Genomic DNA, 20,992 nt, shown 5'->3' on the forward strand with positions numbered 1-20,992 from the left:
GATGCGCATCTCACATTGAATGCGCATCCTTTTTTAGGTTCATGTTAACTATAAATCGGCTCATTAATTAGGAAGCAACTACCTTTTATTTTTTTGCAATGTTTTTTTACTAGAGCAGCGGTTGTTGCAAGATGCTCGATGGAATCGTATTGTTTGTACTCATTGGTCACAACTGCAACGGACAATGAAGAGACAGTAAACGGTTCTAGCTCACCATTGCGTCCAGGAACGAGCAAGTTTTGATGGAGATGAAAATCATCATAAAATTTACGAATGTTCTGATCAAATGCTTCAATAATGTTGCTACAAAGTGGCGCCACATCGTAATGTGGGACAATCGCGACAAAGTCATCTCCACCGATATGCCCTAAAAACATATTCGGCATATTGATGAAGTGCTTTAAAATATCCGTTAAATAAAGTAGCATTTTATCGCCTTTTTTAAACCCATATAAATCATTGTATTTTTTGAAGTGATCTAAATCGAAATAAATTAAACTGTAATTAGGTAGATCGAGCAACTCTTGCATTTTTTGTTCGATGACATGATTGCCTGGTAAGTGGCTGAGCGGATTCATAAAGCTGGCGATTCTCACTTGTGTTTCGGCTAATTTTAACAGTAATGCGCGAATACTCACAACACCCTTAAAGCAATGTTCTTTTGTCACAATAATATCGTCGTATAAGTCTGGCTCTTCTCGTTTCATCGCCAGTTGACTTATGTCCGTAATCGGCATCGCATAATCCACAACAAGCGCGGAAGATTTATATAATAAGCTACATTCTCGCCCCATATATAAGTTATAGCCATATTTTGTACCGATTTTTTCATAAAAATGTGTGCGTGAAATGTGTCCAATCGGTTTTTCTTCACGAAGCACAACAATCCCTCGTAATGTAGGATCTTCAACGAATAATTGATCTACCTTTTTGCTTTTTGTATACTCATCGATGCAAGGAACAGTCTGTATGATATTTTCAATGCTCATATCCTTCTCCTATACATGTACTTTGTCTAATTGTTCAGCGGGTTTACCAATTGCATACCCTTGTGCATAATGCACACCTACTGTTTGTAAATAGTGAAGCTCCTCCATCCGTTCAATTCCTTCTGCAATGACTTTTGTATCGACTTGCTTGGCATAATTCAATAAGATTTTAAGCAAGTGTTGCTGTGGTTTTTGCTGATCAATATATTGAATGAGCGAACGGTCAATTTTAATAAATTCCGGCTTTAAATAAATGAGTGTTTTTAAACTGTTGTAACCTGAACCGACATCATCAATGGCAATGCGATATCCTTGCTGACGATAATGATGGAGTACCCGTGAAAACTCCTGAAAGTCTGTGACAGCGCTACGTTCTGTCAACTCAAATACAACTTGCTCGGGTGATAAGCCATATTGCTTTAACAGTTGTCTCGTTTCACCGCTATGATAGTTTACATCCAACAACACATGGGGGTGAATATTTAAAAATAACACCGGTTGTTGCTGTTTAAAGTGTTGCGGCGCCCGTTCATGAAAGCGTTGCAATGATAAGTTGCGACATAAACATTCAAAGGCAAATACATTGTTCGACTCTCCAATAAATTCGTAAAATGCATCGGTTGTTTCAAAGGATGCTTGGAGAGCAGGTCGATTGAGTGCCTCGAACCCGAATGTTTTGCCTTCTTGTACATCTAAAATTGGTTGGAAGTACGTATTTAATGCTTTGTTTTCTAAAATGGTTTGTAATGCGTTTGCTTGTTGCGTATATGTAACGTAATTTTTACGGCGTTCGAGAATATATTTTCTATAGGATAAAAAATTACTAGCTTTTGGTACTTGCGTAGATTTCATTGGTACACCTCATCATCGGTCTTTCGTTTTATTTTAACGATGAAATGTTGAGTTTTTGTGAAAATTTAGTAAAATATTTTTTAATAATTTAATTTATCGAATCGATACGACTCAATTGATAAAGGAATGGGGGGAGAAAGATGAAGATTGCTCAATTAATGACGGGAACGAGTTTTGATTTAGAACAGCGTAAGCGTGCCATACAGCGGCGTGAAATGGGCGATGCTTACAAAAAGAATGCCCAATATCAGTCGCCTAAAAATGAGATGCTTGAAGTATTAGAAAACTTACTTTCTGGTAAAACAGAAAAAGAATTGCATGCAGCTGATCAAGCGAAGAGGGAGTTTGAAGCACCTGCAAGTGACGAGCAACAGCTTGAACGTACGGCACATCAGTCAATGGACGGTCGTGTAACGGGGCCAATAACGTACACAGACGGGTCAGATAACAAGCGATACATCGATGATGGCGAAGTTTCGATTAGTATGCAAGAGGAAACGCTAACCATTTTAGAGAAGGTCAAAGCGGCGGCATTGGCACCAGATGAACCATCCCCACAAGATTTGCGTGTAGCGGCAAGTGCAACAGCGCAAATCGAGCAAACACGTGCAGCGATTGCTAGTCCATCCGACGAAGAAGAAACGGAACCCTTTGCAGGTGTTGATACAAGCGTCGAAATACCAGCGCGCTTTATGAATCATTTTGAAGAGCGAGATGCGTCGCAAGGCACACTATTAACGGGGCGAGAGCTTGAGAGCTTGTTATACAACCGGACGTTTAAAAAGGCCAGTATGAACTATTCAAGCCATATCGCGATGGTAAAAAACGGCTATCGTTCTTTAAATGAGCCGACATTCTCCCAAACAGCATAAGCTATGTTTTTCAAAGCATAGAGACATCTATGCTTTTTTGTTTTGCGATATAATAATAGAAGAAAGAGGGGATACGTGTGGCAAAAAAGGTGACAAAAACAAATGCGGTACGTTTCATCGAACAACAAAAAATTTCACATGAATTATTGGAATATACAGCAGAAGATGGGCAAGCGGTGGATGGCGTCACAGTGGCGACTAAAATTGGGCAACCGATTGAACATGTGTTTAAAACATTAATGGCTACAGCAGGGGGCAATCGGTACTATGTCTTTGTTGTACCTGTTGCAGTAGAACTTAACTTAAAGCAAGCAGCTAAAGTGGCAGGCGAAAAAAAGATCGAGATGCTGGCAGTAAAAGATTTACTCGGTTTAACAGGCTATGTGCGCGGCGGCTGTTCACCAGTGGGCATGAAGAAATTATTCCCGACATTTATTGATGCATCGGCAGAACAGTTAGCGTTTATGATTGTCAGCGCGGGGAAAATCGGTATGCAAATGAAGCTCGCTCCTACTGATCTAGCACATGTGACGAAAGCAAAATTTGCGCACGTTGTAGAGTAGCAAGCAGTCAAAACGAGCCCGTGAACGAGCAAAAAGTCACTGCATCCGGTCAAAATAACCCGGTCCGGGCAAAACCTTGCTGTATGCGGTCAAAACCCTCGGCTATCCGAGCAAAAAGGACTCGTATGCGGTCAAAACCCTCGGCTATCCGAGCAAAAAGGGCTCGTATGCGGTCAAAACCCTCGGCTATCCGAGCAAAACATGCTCATCAGCGGTCAAAATCACCGTGCAGTGTCCATTTATAGAAAGCAGGTACATCATGTCAAAACAATTTAAGTGGCGATGGGGCTTTTTTTTCACGGGTCTGATCGTCATGTCATTAGGGATTACGCTAACGATTAAAGGAAGTAGCGTCGGCACGAGCCCTTGGGACGTATTACATATTGGGTTATTTAAGCAAGTCGGTCTCACGATTGGTTCATGGTCGATTTTAACCGGGTTATTTATTGTATTATGTACGTCGATTTATTTAAAAGCATGGCCTAAAATGGCAACGTGGCTCAATATGTTGCTGATTGGTTCTTTTATTGATTTGTTTAACTGGTTACTGCCAGAAGCAAATCTGTTTGTGTTTCAATTCATTTATTTTATAGCAGGCTTTTTTGTATTAAGCATTGGTTGTGGATTATATATATCCGCTGAGCTTGGCGCCGGACCACGTGACACCGTAATGATGATTTTAGTGGAGAATTTTGGTGTCTCAGTCCGGGTGGGACGCATGGTGATGGAAGTACTCGCAGCATCAGTAGGGTGGCTACTGGGCGGTCCTGTAGGAGCAGGAACAGTTATTTTAGCGTTAGGAACGGGGTATATTATTCAGCCGAGTCTTCATTATTTCAGAAAAAAATTGCACCATATTATTGACGAAGTAGCTGTGGATAAGTAGTTATCCACAGCTTATTTTTTTATGAAATCGGATTCACACACTACTTATGCACAAATTTTCTGAATAATCAACAGGAGAATGTGAGTAAATATAAGAAATGTGTATAACTTTTTATCTCATTCGCAAAATTAGGGATATGCTAAAATATTAATAATCTGAAAAGTGAAAGGGTGGGGAGCTTTGTCAAACGTATTACAACAATTTTTAGAGGAAAACTTGGAGGCGCTACGTGAGCAAGGGCTGTACAATGAAATTGACCCAGTAGAAGGTGCGAACGGTCCAGTGATTCAAGTGCGCGGTAAAAGCTTAATTAACTTATCCTCCAATAACTATCTTGGTCTTGCAACAAATGAACAATTAAAACAAATTGCGCAGCGCACAATTGAACAATACGGCGTTGGGGCAGGCGCTGTTCGTACAATTAACGGCACGCTCGATTTACACGTGAAATTAGAAGAGACACTTGCGAAATTCAAAGGAACAGAAGCAGCGATCAGCTATCAATCCGGCTTTAACTGCAATATGGCGGCCATTTCAGCGGTCATGGATAAACATGACGCCATTCTTTCGGATCAATTAAACCATGCTTCGATTATTGACGGCTGTCGCCTGTCGAAAGCAAAAATTATTGCCTACAATCACTCCGATATGGATGACCTTCGTGCAAAAGCAAAAGAGGCAAAGGAATCCAGCCTTTACAAGAAAATCATGATTATCACAGATGGCGTATTTTCAATGGACGGGGATCTGGCTAAACTACCGGAAATCGTAGACATCGCAAAAGAGTTTGATTGCATCACATATGTCGATGATGCACATGGTTCGGGTGTAACGGGAAAGGGTGCTGGAACGGTAAAGCATTTCGGTTTGCAGCATGACATCGATTTCCAAATCGGTACATTATCAAAGGCCATTGGTGTTGTTGGTGGGTATGTAGCCGGGAAGAAAAGCTTGATTGATTGGTTAAAGGTGCGTTCCCGTCCGTTTTTATTTTCCACAGCTTTACCACCAGGGGACGTTGCAGCGATTACGCGCGCGGTGGAGATGTTAATGGAATCGACAGAGCTACACGATCAGTTATGGGAAAATGGTCATTATTTAAAGACGGGTTTACAGCAGCTTGGTTTTAATATTGGGCATTCCGAAACACCGATTACCCCGTGTATTATCGGTGACGAGAAATTAACACAAACTTTTTCGAAGCGTTTATTTGAAGAAGGTGTCTATGCGAAATCCATCGTATTCCCAACCGTACCAAAAGGAACCGGACGTGTCCGTAATATGCCAATCGCTACCCACACGAAAGAAATGCTAGATGATGCTTTATCCGTTTACGAAAAAGTTGGTCGTGAGCTAGGGGTAATTAAATAAAAAAGAAACCGTTTCTCTGCTGAGGAACGGTTTTAGCAAGTAAATTATTAAATTAGGCAAGTAAACCAAACAACTAAACTAATTTTCTTTATTCTCGTACAAGTGTTATATCGCGAAGTCCTGCAATCGTTCGTTGGCCAGATAAGCTCATGGATACTTTAAATTCACTATATAAATTTTGCATTACTTGGTACACACCATGTTCACCATCATAGGCAAGACCGTATACAAACGGGCGACCTACACAGACAGCTGTCGCACCTAATGCAAGTGCTTTTAATACATCAATTCCGCGGTATACACCACCATCAAGCAATACAGGAACCCGATCCTTCACCACTTCCGCGATGCTAGGAAGAGCATCTAAGCTACCAATTACACCGTCTAATTGGCGTCCGCCATGATTCGATACGATGATACCGTCTACCCCAGCTTCTACAGCTAATCGTGCATCTTCCGGATGTAAAATCCCCTTAATTAGCACAGGTATATTTGTGCGGCGTTTTAATTCACGTACATTGTCCCAATTTAATGTTGGGTGAAAAATATTTGCGAGTACACCTTCTACATATGCTTCAAATGAATCGTCTTTTAAAGTGGATGTAAAGATAGGGTCATTCACATAATTTCCACGTGCAAGACCTAGCTTTAAAGGTGAAAACTGGTTGCGTACGTCTTCTTCACGCCAACCAAGCATCACTGTATCAACCGTTAGCACAATTGCCTCAAAACCAGCTTTTTCTGCACGAGATGCCATGCTGTAGGCAATTTCTTCATTTGTGGACCAATACAGTTGGAACCATTTTGTATGATTCGGCGCAGCTTCCGCTACCTCTTCTAGCGCATAGCTTGAAACGGTACTTTGAATATATGGCATGTCTAGTTTCTCAGCTGCTCGCACAACGGCTAATTCCCCATCTTCATGTGCCATTTTATTCATCCCAACCGGTGCAAATAAAAATGGGGTAGGGTGCTTTTTACCAAACAGCTCAATCGATGTATCTGGATTCGAGACATCTGTTAAAAAGCGTGGCACAATCGAATATTTGGCAAAGGCATTTCGATTATTGCGAAGCGATTGTTCTCCACCTGCCCCAGAGCGGACATAGCCATAAGGACCAACTGGTATTTTTTCTGCTACTGCTTTTTCTAAATCATCAAAGCAAATCGGAAAAGGCTTATCGCCATTAATATTTTTTAATAGTAAATCTTCTTTGCTCATCACATCATCAGTCCTTTTTTAGCTTTGTGGCAACACGATTACCAATCGATTGAACAATTTGTACTAAAATAATTAAGATAAATACGGCTGTATACATCACGTCTACTTGGAAGCGAATATGTCCGTAGCGATAAGCTAAGTCACCAAGGCCGCCTGCCCCTACAAGACCAGCCATCGCTGTAGCCCCGATTAAACCAACCGTAGCAATCGTTAAACCAAGTACAATCGATGAACGAGCCTCACGAAGTAATACATTCCAAATAATATGTCGACGTTTAATGCCCATTGCTGTATAGGCTTCTACGACACCAGGTGATACTTCAAGTAGTGCTGTCTCCATTAAACGGGCGATATAAGGTGCTGTGTACACAACAAGTGGTACGATAACACCTTTAACCCCAATGGTTGTACCGACTAAAAACTTCGTTAACGGTAAAATAAAGAATAATAAAATGATAAACGGAATGGAACGAATAATGTTAATCACTAAGTTTGAAATTTGGTATAGCCATTTATTTTCGAATGATTGCCCTGAGCGTGTTAACACAAGTATTAAGCCGAGTGGTACACCAAGTGCAATCGAAATAACTAATGAAATAGAGGTCATTTGAAATGTTTCAATGACTGCCTCCCCAATGATAGGGCTCCATTTCTCTAAAAAGCTTTGTCCATTATTCATTTGTTGTACCTCCTAACATATCGATTTGTACACCGTTATTTGTTAGGTATTTTGTAATGGCGTTAATTTCAGACGGCGTTCCGTTGATATGAACGACGATATTACCAACAATTCCGTTTTTTAGCTCAATAATATTCGCTGCTAAAATATTTGGCTGGATGTTAAAGTGGTTTGCGACATCTGCAATTAGTGGCTTGCCTGTACTTTCACCGACAAACGTCAAACGAATGACAGCACCTGTTAAATTGAGTTGCTCAATGAGTGAATCCGATAAATTTCGCTGTGAAATCGTATTTAAGAATTTCTGTGTTGTTGGGTGCTGTGGTTTTGTAAATAAGTCAATGGACGTATTATGTTCTACAAGCTTTCCTTTTTCCAATACATACACGTAATCACAAATTTTTTGAATGACATTCATTTCATGGGTAATTAATAAAATCGTGATCCCAAGCTGTTCATTAATTTCGAGTAATAAGTCTAAAATAGAATCGGTTGTTTCAGGGTCTAATGCACTTGTTGCTTCATCGCTTAATAAAATCTCAGGCTCTTGTGAAAGAGCACGCGCAATCGCTACACGTTGCTTTTGCCCACCTGATAGTTGATTTGGATAACTTGCTAGTTTATCAGATAAACCAACAATATTTGCATATTTTGTTACTTTTGCTTCTACATCTTGCCTGCTATAGCCCAATAACTTTAAAGGTATAGCGATATTATCGTAAACAGTAGCTGTTTTCAGTAAATTAAAATGCTGAAAAATCATGCCGATTTTTTGGCGGGACTGTTGAAGTTGTTCTATCGAAGCATTTGTTAAGTCAACACCGTTAATAATGACCTTGCCACTTGTTGGACGCTCAAGTAAATTTACACAACGGATAAGCGTACTTTTACCAGCACCGGAATAACCGATGACACCGTGAATTTCTCCCTTTTTCACTTGAATATCTACGTGGTCAACAGCGTTAAATACACCATTTTTCGATTTGAATTGCTTTACAATCGATTGAAGTTGAATCATCATTCTCTCGCCTTTCTAGTGCAAAAAGCTATCGATAAATGGATACCGATAACTTTTTGTAATTTTGTTAGATTAGAAGCCAGGGATTACTGCACCGTCATATGTTTTTTCAATATATTGACGAACTTCATCTGATTGATATGCTTCAATGAATTTCTTTAAATCTTCGCCATCCTCGTCACCAGGGCGTACAACGATTACGTTTATGTACGGAGAGTCTGCTGATTCAAGTAAAATGGAATCTTCTTTTGGACTTAAGCCAGCCTCCATTGCAAAGTTTGTATTAATAGCTGCAACTGCTACTTCGCCAAGTTGTGTTGGGATTTGCGCTGCTTCTAACTCAATAAATTCAAAGTTTTTCCGATTTTCTACAATATCGTAAATTGTTCCGTTAATGCCAACACCGTCTGTCAATGTAATGTAACCTGCTTCAGCAAGGACTGCTAATGCACGTCCCCCATTAGTTGGGTCATTTGGGATTGCCATCTTTGAACTTTCCGGTACATCATCAATCGATGTGTAGCTTTCAGAATAGAAGCCCATTGGATTTAAAATTGTATCTGCCACAGCTACTAAATCCTCGCCGCGATCCGCATTGAAATTATCTAAAAATGGTCCGTGTTGGAAGTTGTTCACATCAAGATCACCTTCTACTAAAGCCGTGTTTGGTAAAACGTAATCTGAAAATACTTCAATTTGAACTTCTAAGCCGTTTTCTTCTGCAATTTTAGCCGCCACTTCTGTAATTTCCTCATGTAAACCAGCAGTTACGCCGACTTTAATTACGCCGTCATTTAATTGATCTGCGGATTGTTCATCATTGCCACAAGCTGCTAATGTAAGTGCAAGTACTGCACTTGCGAATAAATAACCGAATTTTTTTGTTTTCATTTGTAAATCCTCCTAGATGTTTGTTTTGTTTTCAATAAAAATGCCTCTCTATGTGAAAAGAGAGGCAATGAATACAAATTCAAACACCACTCTTATCTTTCAAAACGAATTTGTTTTGTAGGAATTAGCACCGTACAAATGAATAGGCCATTTGTTGGTTGCCGAGCGTCATTGGGCCAGTCCCTCAGCTACTCTTAATAAGAGAGAAACATTATATTAAAAACTATGAAACTTAATATACAGATAATTTGATCATTTCGCAATAATAATTTAATGTTTTTTTTAAAAAGTTTAATTTATCAAAAAAATATTATTCGAAATGACGTTGAAATTGAAAAAAAGGAGTTCTCGCATTGTAGCAAGAACTCCACCAAATACCGTTAGTTAGCAGGGACTTTAAACAACCCTAACTTTTCCACGCGGGTAATGGCTTCTTTCATTCGTTCTTCAGAAACGAGTAGGCCAACACGTACATAGCCTTCGCCGTATTCGCCAAAGCCGTTACCGGATGCGACAGCGACATCGGCTTGATCGAGTAATAAGTCGGTAAATTGTTGGCTAGTGAATCCTTCCGGTACTGGTAACCATGCAAAGAATGAACCTTTTGGCGCCGTTACGTCCCAGCCGATGCGACGCGCTTCTTCGATTAGTACGTTGCGACGGCTTTCGTATGTAGCCCGTAATGCCTCCACACAATCTTGCTCTGCTAATAGTGCTTCTGCTGCTGCATGTTGTACGGCAGGGAAGAGGCTACAAAATAAATGATCTTGAATGATATTAATGGCCTCAATCATTTTTGCATTTCCTACGGCAAAACCAACGCGCCAGCCTGCCATATTGTAAGATTTTGATAATGTATAAAGTTCGATGCCTACTTCTTTGGCACCTGCTGCTTGTAAAAAGCTTGCTGGCTTCACGCCATCAAAACCGATTGCTCCGTAAGCAAAATCATGTGCCACCATCATGTTATTTTCGCGAGCGAATGCGACTGTTTTTTCGAAAAATGCCTGGTCTGCAACCCCACCTGTTGGATTGTTTGGGTAATTAATATACATTAATTTCGCGCGCTTTTTCACTTCATGTGACAGTGCATCATAATCGGGTAAGAAATCATTTGCAGCCATGAGCGGCATCGTATCAAACTGCACATCGGCTAACGCAACCCCAGATAAGTAATCTGGATAGCCTGGGTCGGGTAGTAGCATATAGTCTCCAGGGTTTAACATCGCGAGTGGTAGTTCCACAAGTCCAATTTTCGTTCCACCTAAAATGGCAACCTCCGTATTCGGATTGATCTCTACACCATATTCTCGCCAGTAAAAGTCAGCTGCTGCTTGACGTAGCTCGGGTATTCCGCGGAATGGCGAATATTTGTGTGTGAGTGGGTTTTCAGCCGATTGTTGTAATGCTTCAATAATATGTAGTGGAGTCGGCTGGTCTGGATTCCCTTGTCCTAAGTTAATAATGTCTCGTCCTTCCGCGATTGCTTGGGCCACTTTGCTCGCAAGTGCGGCAAAAAATTGCGGTGGTAGCTGTTGTAGTCTCTTTGAAAATTCCATCTATAAATCACCTATTTTTTCAGAATATAATAAAAATTATACAAATCATGTTATGATATTTACGAGAAAAAGTCTATAGGCGGTGTAGGAATTATGAAAATCGGATGCATTCAATTAAATGTAGGGTTTGGTAAAGTAGAGGAGAATTATGTGCGCGCGGAACAGTTTATTCGCGAAGCAGCGAGCAAGGGTGCTGAAATCATCGTGTTGCCTGAAATGTGGAATACAGGCTATGCACTTGAAAAATTAGCGGAACTAGCAGATGTGAATGGGGAACGGACAAAAGCATTTTTAACGGGCTTAGCAAAAGAGCTTCGTGTGCATATTGTCGGTGGCTCTGTTTCTGTAAAACGCGACAACAAATTTTACAATACGATGTATACGGTCAATCAAGAAGGCGAGCTTGTTGGCGAGTATGCTAAGGCCCATTTGTTCCGTTTAATGGATGAACATTTATATTTAGAAGCAGGTTCAGACATGAATCGCTTTGCACTTGGTGATCTTGAAGCAGCAGGTGTCATCTGCTACGATATTCGCTTCCCAGAGTGGCTGCGTAGTCATGCATTAGCAGGCGCAAAAGTATTATTTGTACCAGCACAATGGCCAACACCACGTATCGATCATTGGAAAACATTGCTCCAAGCACGTGCCATTGAAAATCAGTGCTTTGTCATTGCGGTGAATCGTATTGCCAATAAAGTAGAAAACTTTAATGGGCAGTCCATGGTCATTCAGCCGTGGGGGGAAGTGCTATGGACAGGGGCAGCAGATGAAGAATTAGCGATTATCGATGTCGATTTCTCGATTGTCGATGAAGTACGTGGACGCATCCCTGTATATGATGATCGCCGCCCAGAATTATATGAAACAGTCGTAAAAGGATAAAAGACAAACTAGCCTTTCTGTTAAAAGAAAGACTAGTTTTTTACTTTATAAGGAATCTTTTAAGTGGAATTTAAGCAGAATCGACTATTATAAAGTGTAAGAATGATAGGAAGGTGCGTGCATATGTTTCCAAATAACATACAAAGTGCAAAGGCGATTAATCCTATAAGTCAAGGGCAAAGTAAACAGATGACCCCATTAGAAAATAAATCGTACCGTGATGACATAACAGGCGTTTATACGATTTATAAAATGCAGCAAGAATTACAGAAAAAAATGACAGAGCCACAGTCGACATTTAGTGTCATTTGTTTAAATATCGATTTTTTTACAGAAATTAATGAAACATATGGTTGCCAGATTGGAAATGAAGTACTAAAGGAGAGTGCACGTAGACTAGTAGCTGTAACGAAAAATGAACAATGTGTTTTTCGGAAATATGCAGATGAGTTTATGCTGCTCATTGATCAGCCAGCGCACGTAAATAGCTTAATGACGAACCTTCATCGTGTATTTCTGACGCCATTCTGCAGCGATGGGCAGTCGCTTCGGCTATCGCTTAGTATCGGTGTAGCGCATTACCCAAATCACGGGCTGACAGAGGAGATGTTGATGTATGTGGCACATGTTGCGATGTGTCGCAATAAACAGATGAAAATAACGTGTAAAAATGCAGATGGTTTGCCGCAAATATAAAAAGAGCTCGTATTAACGAGCTACCTTTTCCGTAATGGTTTCATATAAGTCGGTTAGTTCTTCAGAAGGTTTGAGATCGAGCTCTTTTTCGAGAGTCTCCTTATACGTATTGTATAGTTTGACAGCTTCCACACGTTGACCGAGTTCAATATATAGCTGCATGCAAGTAAGAACAGTATCATCATTATACGGCTCAAATTGTAGTTTACGTTCCATGTAAACGAGTGCTTTCTCTTTGTCATGCACGATACAGTAGTCGGTCGCTTTGTTTAATAGATGGAGCATGTCATTTATTAATTGTTGTGTGAAGTGCCCTGCCCATTCAAAGTGATCCACTTCAAATAAATGCCCTTTATAAAGCACTAGACATTCATCGACGATGTGTAGGTTATCGGCATGGATGGTATCGACCGAAGAGAGCAAGTTGCCTAGTACTGAGAAATCTGAGACTAGATGTTCTAGTGTAAATACATAGCTCTTATTGACAAGCGAAATACAATTTGTAAAGCCAGCCCCTGCCAAAAACTTGCGTAAGTGTGATAAACAAGTATGCAAATTGATTTTGGATTTTTTAAAATCTTGTTCAGGCCATAATGTTTCAATTAAAATATCACGCTGTACGGGTGTATTTTGATGCATCATAAAGTAAGCAAAGAGCTCTTTTACTTTGGCTGTTTTAAAGGCGATGAGTTCATCGTTTGAAAATACTTGAAATTCATGTAAACATTCAATCTTCAAGTGTGCCGTTTGCGTTTGTTCTACTAGTTGCTCTGGCACAATCGTTTTCAGCCGAGCAATGGTTTTTTTCAGCCGCGTTGTAGTAACGGGCTTTAGCAAGTAATCAATGGAATTGACCTCAAATGCTTGAACGGCATATTCTGCATGTGCTGTGACAAATACAATATGGATGTGCGGATATGCGGTTTGAATCATTTCTGCTAAATCAATACCACTAATTTTGCCCATCTCGATATCTAAAAAAGCAACGTTCACAGGTAAATCTTTCAACACTTCCAATGAAAATTGCGTATTTAAAAAAGCCTGCTGAACTGTTACTTCAGGGAAGTCTGCTAGTTTATGTTGAAGAAGTGTTAAGGCGAGTTGTTCATCATCTACCAAAATAGCAGAAATCATAGTGTTCACCACCCAATACTACATAGTACTCTTATTATACATAATAGAAAGAATTTTTCGAAAGGGGGAATAGGTCTAGGAAATGAAACGATCTATTATCATACTATTTTCATTCATATTAGTTACGATCACGCTTTTCATTTATATTGATAGTCGATTTTTATCAAAAAATAGTATCAATATTATCCAAGACGGTCAAGTGGATATTACGAATTCGATACTGGCAGAGAAGACGACCAATTTAGATGGCTACTGGCGTTTTTACCCGAATGAATTATTAACCCCGAATGAATTACATGATCATTTTACGACGATGTATGTGCCGAGTAGTTGGACGAATTTAGAAGAGCAAAATGGCATTAGTGCAGGGACATATCATCTGACTGTAAGTGTTCCTAAGGATGGTACTTACGGTTTGCGTTTTCACTATATTCGTCATGCCAGTAAAGTATTTATCAATGGAAAAGAAGTGGGTGGTTTAGGAAACCCGACATTTGACCCGAATGAATTTGAGTTTTATGAGAAAAAATTTAGTGTATTTGGTGAAAGTGAAGATGGAAAGCTAGATATTGTCATTCAAGTGGCTCATAATTTCTTCATGAATCCTGGAATTGTCAAGTCAGTAACGATCGGAACGGATGAAGCGATTGAAAATTTTATACAACGCTCACAGCTGATAGAGGGTGCAATTGTAACCACTTATATTGTCATTAGTTTTATTTTTATATTTATTATGTTGCAACGCGGTCGTTGGACAAATGAAATGTATTTTGCCCTTTACTGTCTTGCAGTCGGCTTCTATAGTTCGACACAAAACGAACGGTTATTATTGATTTTTGTATCCGATTTATCATTAAATGCACTTTGGTTTTGCCAATTCTCATCGCTTTATTTAGCCACAAGTTTTTTGTTGTTATTTGTGTCTAAAACATTTCCTCAATATGCCAGAAAATCATTTGTTTATGCCCTGTTTTTATTTATGCTGACGGTTCTTGTGACGCTTATGCTTCCGACAAAGTTACGTGATGTGTTGTTTGCATTATTGCCAGAAGTGGTGACACAATTATTGTTAGTTAGCGGCCCTTTTTTAGGGTTTGGCTACACGCTTTATTTATTAGTACGAGTGGCACAAAAGGAGAAAGCTGAAGCAAGCTATTTATTGCTCCTGTTTATTTCATTTGTTTGTTATTTTAGTACACTGGTGATTGAATTTTTCTTTGAGGTCGATATGGGCAGCTGGTCGCTCATTACACTGCTCATCATAAACATAGTACTGACACTGTTTGTGAGTTATCGCCATGAAAAAGGCTACCGCAAAGCACAACGATTAACACAAGAGTTATTCGTACAAAACGAATTAAAAGATGAATTGCTTGTGAAAGTAACGTCTGAAATGCATGAGCCATTCACACAAATTCATGCGAAATCCAAGGAGTTACTAGAAGGACAGGCAGGCCCATTAAAAGTAGAGCAGCAACAGCTTGCCTTCTCTATTCATACGACAATTAATAAGATAAGCCATATGTTTCAAACGATTTATGAGGCAGCCCAAAAGGATCATATTCGTTTTGCAGTAAAGCCTGTATCACTCCGAAGTTTTAATGAATTAATTGATGAGCTGACCTTTTTAGTGGAAAATCCGGATGAGGTCGTCATTCGAAATGAAATACCAAGCAATGTCCCGCCTGTATTGGCAGATGATAAGCGTTTAAGACAAGTGTTATTAAACGTCATACATAACGCGATTCAGTATACAGAGCGAGGGTCGATTACAGTACGTGCCTACGAAAAGAATGAACAAATCGCGATTGAAGTAGCAGATACGGGCATTGGGATGGAGGAAAAGCATTTAGTAAAGATTTTTGATACATTTTATCAAATAGAAACAAATCACATGAAGCAAGGGATGGGGCTAGGATTAAGTATTGTTAAACAATATATGCACCTAATGGTCGGTCATGTTGAGATTTCATCGCAATTGGGTGTAGGGACAACGGTCACACTATTACTACGGAAAGCAGCAGACGCACCTAATATGCTATTCGTACCAACGCCATCGTTAGGTGATCAACATTATATGGCGTATCCACTGTATGTGGAAGGGGAACGAGCAGAGACAATTATGGTCATTGATCAAGATACAGAGCAGTTATTTAACGTGATGAAGCTACTCTCTCGTCACGGTTACAATGTATATGCATACAATAACGGTGAGGATACGCTAAGTGTTTTATTGAACAATCGTGTAGATTTAGTCATTGCTGATGTCAATATGCCAGAGAAGTTTGTGCTAACGCTGACGAAAAAAGTACGCGAACTGTATAATTCAGTAGAGCTACCGATTATTTTGCTCTCACAAAATGATCGAATTGGCGATATGACGCAATTATTTGAGGAAGGGATTAACGACATTATTCGTAAATCCGTTGTTCAAAAAGAGTTACTTTCCCATGTTTCGTCATTACTGAATATGCGTGAAGCCGTAAAGTGCTCCATTCAGCAAGAATTAAATCATTATCATGCACAAATTACACCGCATTTTTTATATAATACATTGAACTCTATTATTGGATTGAGCTATGTTGATCCAGCGAAAATGCGTGAAGCACTGGAGTATTTAGCGATTTATTTCCGTGCAAAACTTGATTATCAAAAGCAACAGAGCATTGTACCAATCGAGGAAGAGCTAGAGCTAGTTGAAGCCTATTTAGCGATTGAACAGCTTCGTTTTGAGCGTTTACGTGTCGTAATGGACATTGATGAAACGGTGACATTTAATATTCCCGTGATGACATTGCAGCCATTAGTTGAAAATGCGATTCATCACGGATTGAAAAATAAACATGAAAATGCGGAACTGAAAATTTCACTTCAACGAGATGGAAATTTAGTGAAAATTGTCATTGTGGATAATGGAGCAGGAATGTCCGTTGAAAAGCAAGCGCAATTAGTAAATGGGCAGAGCCAACGCCTCGGTCTTTTAAATCCCTTTGAAAAGTTAAAATTATTACAACATACTACATTCCAACTTGAGAGTAAAGAAGATGCAGGCACAACAATAACGATCACATTAAAATTGTAAGAAAAAATAATCCATTCCTCGTGAATGGATTATTTTTTTGTAAATAGGAAAGTATACGCTTCATGGAGATCTGCAAAGAGGGATCTTTCTAAAATGGGTTGTTTTTAAAATCAATTTTAAGAATTGTGTGATAAATGCAGTGAAATGTATTGTTCTTTTTAAAAGAACATTATATAATTCCTTTAGTCTAAAACGTTGTTAAATTAACGTTTAGTTGTACGTATACAGTGTACAGAAGTTTTGCATCAGAGGAGGGAACAGACAAATGAAAAGAATGATCGTAACAGGTGCTCTCGGTCAAATTGGTTCAGAATTAGTCGTGAAGTTACGTGAGATTTATGGAGTGGACGCTGTACTGGCGACAGATATTCGCAACACGACAAATCATATAGAACCATTTGAAGTATTGGATGTCATGGATCATAAGCGGATGTATCAGCTAGCCAAAAGTTTCGGTGCAGATACGATGATTCATATGGCAGCATTACTTTCTGCGACGGCTGAGAAAAATCCGTTACTTGCATGGAACTTAAATATGGGTGGTTTAGTGAATGCTTTAGAAGTAGCCCGTGAATTAAAGATACAGTTCTTTACGCCAAGTTCCATTGGCGCATTTGGTCCGACTACGCAAAAAAATAATACACCACAAAATACATTACAACGTCCCACAACAATGTATGGTGTCAACAAAGTAGCGGGTGAGTTATTATGTGACTATTACCATCAGAAATATGGTCTTGATACGCGCGGTGTCCGTTTTCCAGGGCTCATTTCTTATGTGACGCCTCCTGGGGGTGGTACGACGGACTACGCGGTAGAGATTTATTATAAAGCAATTGAGGAAGGTCATTATCAATCATATATTGCACAAGGTACGTATATGGATATGATGTATATGCCCGATGCACTACAGGCCATTATCGATTTAATGGAAGCAGATGGCAGCAAGCTTGTGCATCGCAATGCGTTCAATATTTCGGCAATGAGTTTTGAGCCAAGTGAGCTTGCAGCAGAAATTCAAAAGCATATGCCGCATTTTACATTGAGCTACAAGGTAGATCCAGTACGTCAAGCGATTGCCGATAGCTGGCCCAATGCTATCGACTCCACCGCAGCCCGCGAAGAATGGGGCTTTACAACACAATACGACTTAACCAAAATGACGATCGATATGCTCGAAAAATTAAAAATAAAACAACAGAAAAAAGCTATTTCATAAAAAGAACGGTAGCAAACGCGCTACTGTTCTTTTTTGTTAGAAATACTTTCATATAAAGAAAGAATTGCTCTGAGAATAGTAAAAAGCACGAGCCGAAATAAATTAGTTGAAGCCGAGCCTGCGGAAAGCGAGTCAGCTGTAGCGGAAATCAATAAGCGCGATTCCATATATATAAGCAAACTCACCGAAAAAGAAGAATGCAACTTAACCTGCCCCATGATGCAGCTTAGACCTTATGATATTGTGAGAACGATTCTCTTAATTTACACTGTACTTAAATACATGACAGGAGGTGTTGACATGAAGGTAACTATTGAAATTGTTTCGGAAGGGGAAAATGAAATAATTATAAAATGTCAACAACTTGATCAAGAAATTGAAGCGTTGCTACGACTTATTGAAGAATCTGTAAATAAGCTGCTGGTAAATAGAGAAGGCGAAATGATTTTCCTGCAGCCAAATGAAATCTTTTTTGTTGAGGCGGTGGATAATAAAATATTTGTGTATACCGAAGATTGTGTATGGCAATCGCAGGAGTCTCTATACAATTTGGAAACGATGTATTCCCATATGGGCTTGGTACGAATCGGGAAATCACAGTTAGTCAATCTGCATCGTATCAAAAAATTGAAGAGTATTATTAATAGCCGCATAGAAATTACGCTAGAAAGTGGCGACCGTCTAGTTGTATCTAGGCATTATGCGCGTGCATTTAAGAGTCGTCTCGGTCTGGAACACTAAAATAGGAGGAATAGCAGATGAACAATAAAAAATGGCAAGATTTTTATCTCTTCATGTTTGATATTAAAACAACGGTAGGCATTTACTTTTTAGCTTTTGTTTTTTACTATCTTGTATTTGGTGTCTTAGAACCTGAAAACGCCACAGCACTGGACTTTTGGACAGCGATGCAAATCTTTACGGCCTGTTGGTTGATTGGATTGGGTGAGGGTTTGTTACTTTATAAGAAAGATGTATCTTTTTCACGAATTGTGTTATGGAGCGTTTGGGCATTTTTGGTCATGGTTGGCTTTTCAGAAGGGTTTGGTTGGTTTAGTCATTATACGGAATGGTATCGATATATTTTTTATAGTATGATCACCATCTCATTTTTCTTCTACTGGCTTGCATTAGACTGGCGCTTGCAAAAAGAGACGAAAGTGTTAAACGATGCACTCGTGAAATATAAAGAAACAATGAAGAAATAACGAAGGGGGATTGTGTATGGATGCGATTCAAATCCGTCAGTTAAAAAAGTATTATGGGAAAAATCAGGCGGTTGCAGATGTTACGTTTTCTGTAAAGGAGGGAGAGGTTTTCGGATTCGTTGGACCAAATGGAGCCGGCAAATCGACGACAATCCGCATGCTGCTAAATTTTATCTTTCCAACTGGGGGGCATGCGACGATTAGAGGGAAGGATATTGTAAAGGAAAGTAACGAGATTAAAAGATTCACAGGCTATGTACCAAGCGATGTACGATTTTACGGAAATATGACTGTTCACGATTTAATAAAGGTGAATAATGGTTTTTACGATCAAGCTTATATGGAGGAAACAGCGAGGCTTTGTGAGCTGTTTGACTTAGATCAAACGAAAAAATTTGATGAGCTTTCAACTGGCAATAAGAAAAAAGTGGCGATTGTCTGCGCACTGGCTGTAAAACCAAGCATATTAATTTTAGATGAGCCAACGAATGGGCTTGATCCAATCATTCAAAAACGATTATTTATGGAACTAAAACAGCAAGCTGAAAAGGGCGTTGCGATCTTACTTTCCAGTCATAATCTGAGTGATGTGCAAGAATATTGTGACAGGGTTGGTTTTATTAAAAACGGAAAAATTGTTGCTATAACCGATTTAAAAGAAATGGGTCATCCAAGAAAAATCATTACCACTTGGGGCGGCAAAGAAATGCCACATAAAGAGATGAAGTTGCTCGATCAGAAGGACGAGAAACGAGTGTACCGCTATGAAGGGGAGAATCATTTATTACTGCTTCCATTATTACAAGAAGCAGCATGCGATGATTTTACAATTGAAAATGAAAGTTTAGAAGACCGATTTATGCATCTGTATGAAAAGGAGGAAGGGCAATGAAGGTATTTCAATTAGAATTAAGAAATACATGGAAGAGTACGTTAATATGGACGGCTGTCCTCAGTAGTATTATATTTTTGCTGCTTGCCTTTTTCCCCTCCATGCAAACAGAGTCAATGAAGGAACTGGCAGGCGCGAAAATGGAAGGCTTAGACCCGAAATTACTAGAAGCGTTTGGGTTGGCGGAACTGACCGATTTTACAATCATCACGAACTACTTTGGTTACGTGCTACAATACTTAACTCTAGCCATCATGGTGTATGTCTGCCAATCAGCAGTGCTGTTTTTAGTGAAAGAAGAAACAGATGGGACGATTGAATTTTTATATAGTAAGCCTATTTCCCGAAACGCAATATTTACACAAAAGGCACTTGCTCATATCGTTTCTTACCTAGTCATGCTAATCGTTCTTTGGCTCATAACGGTCATTGGCTATCTGTTTTTTAGCGATTATGATTACATGGAAAGTATCAAGGAAGTAGGGGCTTTTTATAGTGCCATTCTGTATGTCGGTTTTGTATTTATGGCGGTCGGTTTTCTGTTATCCGTATGCTTAAAAAACAGTAAAGGTGCTACGGGTGTAGTGATAGCCATCGTGTTCGGCTCGTTTATTTTAGGCATCATAAGTACAGTCGTGGAGGCTTTACATTTCTTATACTATGTATCGCCTATGGACTGGATTAAAACGCAAAAGCTCATGACAGATGGCATCCTTTTAGAAGAATGGGTGATCGGTCTATTAATCATTGTTTTTTGCCTAATAGCTGCAAAAGAAATGTATAAAAGAAAGGATTTGCGCTTGTAACATTTCTTGGAGGTTAAGGAACCCCTTCAGTTTACAGTCGGAAAGAACGGTAGCAAACGCGCTACCGTTTTTTAGCTTATCTAAGAGCGATTTTTTGCGAGAAATAGAAGATTATTTACTTATTCGAGTATAATGTATTAAAATTAAGGTGTTGGGAAAAATTTCATA

Annotated in this window: 20 protein-coding genes and 1 riboswitch; of the genes, 12 read left to right on the plus strand and 8 right to left on the minus strand. The window is 39.4% G+C overall.

Features of this window, described 5'->3' with window-relative positions; translation table 11 throughout:
• Positions 1-44: 44 nt before the first annotated feature.
• Together ACQQ2I_RS02435 and ACQQ2I_RS02440 are read right to left on the minus strand one after the other, a co-directional pair.
• The gene (locus tag ACQQ2I_RS02435; protein WP_431028973.1) at positions 45-989 is read right to left on the minus strand and encodes a GGDEF domain-containing protein; all 945 of its coding nucleotides are present in this window, start codon (positions 987-989) and stop codon (positions 45-47) included.
• A 9-nt stretch (positions 990-998) separates the two neighbouring features.
• Entirely contained in the window at positions 999-1,841 is an 843-nt protein-coding gene (locus ACQQ2I_RS02440) for an EAL domain-containing protein (RefSeq protein ID WP_431028974.1), read from the minus strand.
• Between the two features lie 140 nt (positions 1,842-1,981).
• On the opposite strand from ACQQ2I_RS02440, the gene ACQQ2I_RS02445 reads away from it, so the two are divergent.
• The 4 genes from ACQQ2I_RS02445 (at position 1,982) to ACQQ2I_RS02460 (ending at position 5,533) form a co-directional block, all read left to right on the plus strand.
• Entirely contained in the window at positions 1,982-2,713 is a 732-nt protein-coding gene (locus ACQQ2I_RS02445; RefSeq protein WP_431028976.1) for a putative metalloprotease CJM1_0395 family protein, read from the plus strand.
• Positions 2,714-2,790: 77 nt separating this feature from the next.
• Positions 2,791-3,276 carry a Cys-tRNA(Pro) deacylase gene (gene ybaK, locus ACQQ2I_RS02450; protein ID WP_431028979.1) on the plus strand — a complete coding sequence of 162 codons (486 nt, stop codon included), beginning with the start codon at positions 2,791-2,793 and terminating at the stop codon, positions 3,274-3,276.
• A 259-nt stretch (positions 3,277-3,535) separates the two neighbouring features.
• Positions 3,536-4,162: a YczE/YyaS/YitT family protein gene (locus ACQQ2I_RS02455; protein WP_431028980.1), complete on the plus strand. Its 627-nt coding sequence runs from the start codon at positions 3,536-3,538 to the stop codon at positions 4,160-4,162.
• 180 nt (positions 4,163-4,342) lie between these two features.
• The gene (locus ACQQ2I_RS02460; RefSeq protein ID WP_431028981.1) at positions 4,343-5,533 is read left to right on the plus strand and encodes a glycine C-acetyltransferase; all 1,191 of its coding nucleotides are present in this window, start codon (positions 4,343-4,345) and stop codon (positions 5,531-5,533) included.
• Between the two features lie 88 nt (positions 5,534-5,621).
• On the opposite strand, the gene ACQQ2I_RS02465 is transcribed toward ACQQ2I_RS02460, so the two are convergent.
• The 5 genes from ACQQ2I_RS02465 to ACQQ2I_RS02485 form a co-directional block, all read right to left on the minus strand.
• On the minus strand, positions 5,622-6,755 hold the full coding sequence (locus ACQQ2I_RS02465; protein WP_431028982.1) for an alpha-hydroxy acid oxidase: 1,134 nt from the start codon (positions 6,753-6,755) through the stop codon (positions 5,622-5,624).
• Between the two features lie 7 nt (positions 6,756-6,762).
• Positions 6,763-7,434, minus strand: a complete 672-nt coding sequence (locus ACQQ2I_RS02470; RefSeq protein ID WP_431028983.1) for a methionine ABC transporter permease — start codon at positions 7,432-7,434, stop codon at positions 6,763-6,765.
• On the minus strand, positions 7,427-8,452 hold the full coding sequence (locus ACQQ2I_RS02475) for a methionine ABC transporter ATP-binding protein (RefSeq protein ID WP_431030431.1): 1,026 nt from the start codon (positions 8,450-8,452) through the stop codon (positions 7,427-7,429). Before ACQQ2I_RS02475 ends, ACQQ2I_RS02470 begins: the two co-directional genes overlap by 8 nt.
• Before the next feature lie 72 nt (positions 8,453-8,524).
• A complete protein-coding gene (locus ACQQ2I_RS02480) occupies positions 8,525-9,343 on the minus strand; it encodes a MetQ/NlpA family ABC transporter substrate-binding protein (protein WP_431028985.1) in 819 nt (272 codons plus the stop codon).
• Between the two features lie 89 nt (positions 9,344-9,432).
• A riboswitch (SAM riboswitch) is annotated at positions 9,433-9,547 on the minus strand.
• 176 nt (positions 9,548-9,723) lie between these two features.
• Entirely contained in the window at positions 9,724-10,902 is a 1,179-nt protein-coding gene (locus ACQQ2I_RS02485) for a pyridoxal phosphate-dependent aminotransferase (RefSeq protein WP_431028987.1), read from the minus strand.
• A 93-nt stretch (positions 10,903-10,995) separates the two neighbouring features.
• Here ACQQ2I_RS02485 and ACQQ2I_RS02490 point away from each other — a divergent pair, with 93 nt between their 5' ends.
• Both ACQQ2I_RS02490 and ACQQ2I_RS02495 read left to right on the plus strand, forming a co-directional pair.
• Positions 10,996-11,787 carry a carbon-nitrogen family hydrolase gene (locus ACQQ2I_RS02490; protein WP_431028988.1) on the plus strand — a complete coding sequence of 264 codons (792 nt, stop codon included), beginning with the start codon at positions 10,996-10,998 and terminating at the stop codon, positions 11,785-11,787.
• Between the two features lie 123 nt (positions 11,788-11,910).
• A complete protein-coding gene (locus ACQQ2I_RS02495; protein ID WP_431028989.1) occupies positions 11,911-12,483 on the plus strand; it encodes a GGDEF domain-containing protein in 573 nt (190 codons plus the stop codon).
• Positions 12,484-12,495: 12 nt separating this feature from the next.
• On the opposite strand, the gene ACQQ2I_RS02500 is transcribed toward ACQQ2I_RS02495, so the two are convergent.
• A complete protein-coding gene (locus ACQQ2I_RS02500) occupies positions 12,496-13,617 on the minus strand; it encodes a response regulator (protein ID WP_431028990.1) in 1,122 nt (373 codons plus the stop codon).
• 82 nt (positions 13,618-13,699) lie between these two features.
• On the opposite strand from ACQQ2I_RS02500, the gene ACQQ2I_RS02505 reads away from it, so the two are divergent.
• The 6 genes from ACQQ2I_RS02505 to ACQQ2I_RS02530 all read left to right on the plus strand — a co-directional run bounded on the left by ACQQ2I_RS02505 (position 13,700) and on the right by ACQQ2I_RS02530 (position 20,824).
• Entirely contained in the window at positions 13,700-16,699 is a 3,000-nt protein-coding gene (locus ACQQ2I_RS02505; protein WP_431028991.1) for an ATP-binding protein, read from the plus strand.
• A gap of 265 nt (positions 16,700-16,964) precedes the next feature.
• Entirely contained in the window at positions 16,965-17,918 is a 954-nt protein-coding gene (locus ACQQ2I_RS02510; protein ID WP_431028992.1) for an L-threonine 3-dehydrogenase, read from the plus strand.
• 300 nt (positions 17,919-18,218) lie between these two features.
• Positions 18,219-18,659 carry a LytTR family DNA-binding domain-containing protein gene (locus tag ACQQ2I_RS02515; RefSeq protein WP_431028993.1) on the plus strand — a complete coding sequence of 147 codons (441 nt, stop codon included), beginning with the start codon at positions 18,219-18,221 and terminating at the stop codon, positions 18,657-18,659.
• 17 nt (positions 18,660-18,676) lie between these two features.
• Positions 18,677-19,126, plus strand: a complete 450-nt coding sequence (locus tag ACQQ2I_RS02520) for a hypothetical protein (protein ID WP_431028994.1) — start codon at positions 18,677-18,679, stop codon at positions 19,124-19,126.
• 16 nt (positions 19,127-19,142) lie between these two features.
• On the plus strand, positions 19,143-20,018 hold the full coding sequence (locus ACQQ2I_RS02525; RefSeq protein ID WP_431028995.1) for an ABC transporter ATP-binding protein: 876 nt from the start codon (positions 19,143-19,145) through the stop codon (positions 20,016-20,018).
• Entirely contained in the window at positions 20,015-20,824 is an 810-nt protein-coding gene (locus ACQQ2I_RS02530) for an ABC transporter permease subunit (protein WP_431028996.1), read from the plus strand. The genes ACQQ2I_RS02525 and ACQQ2I_RS02530 overlap by 4 nt, the downstream gene beginning before the upstream one ends.
• The last annotated feature ends 168 nt before the right edge of the window (positions 20,825-20,992 follow it).

The organism is Lysinibacillus sp. LZ02 (assembly GCF_050613145.1).
In the GTDB taxonomy this organism is placed as follows: Bacteria; Bacillota; Bacilli; order Bacillales_A; family Planococcaceae; genus Lysinibacillus_B.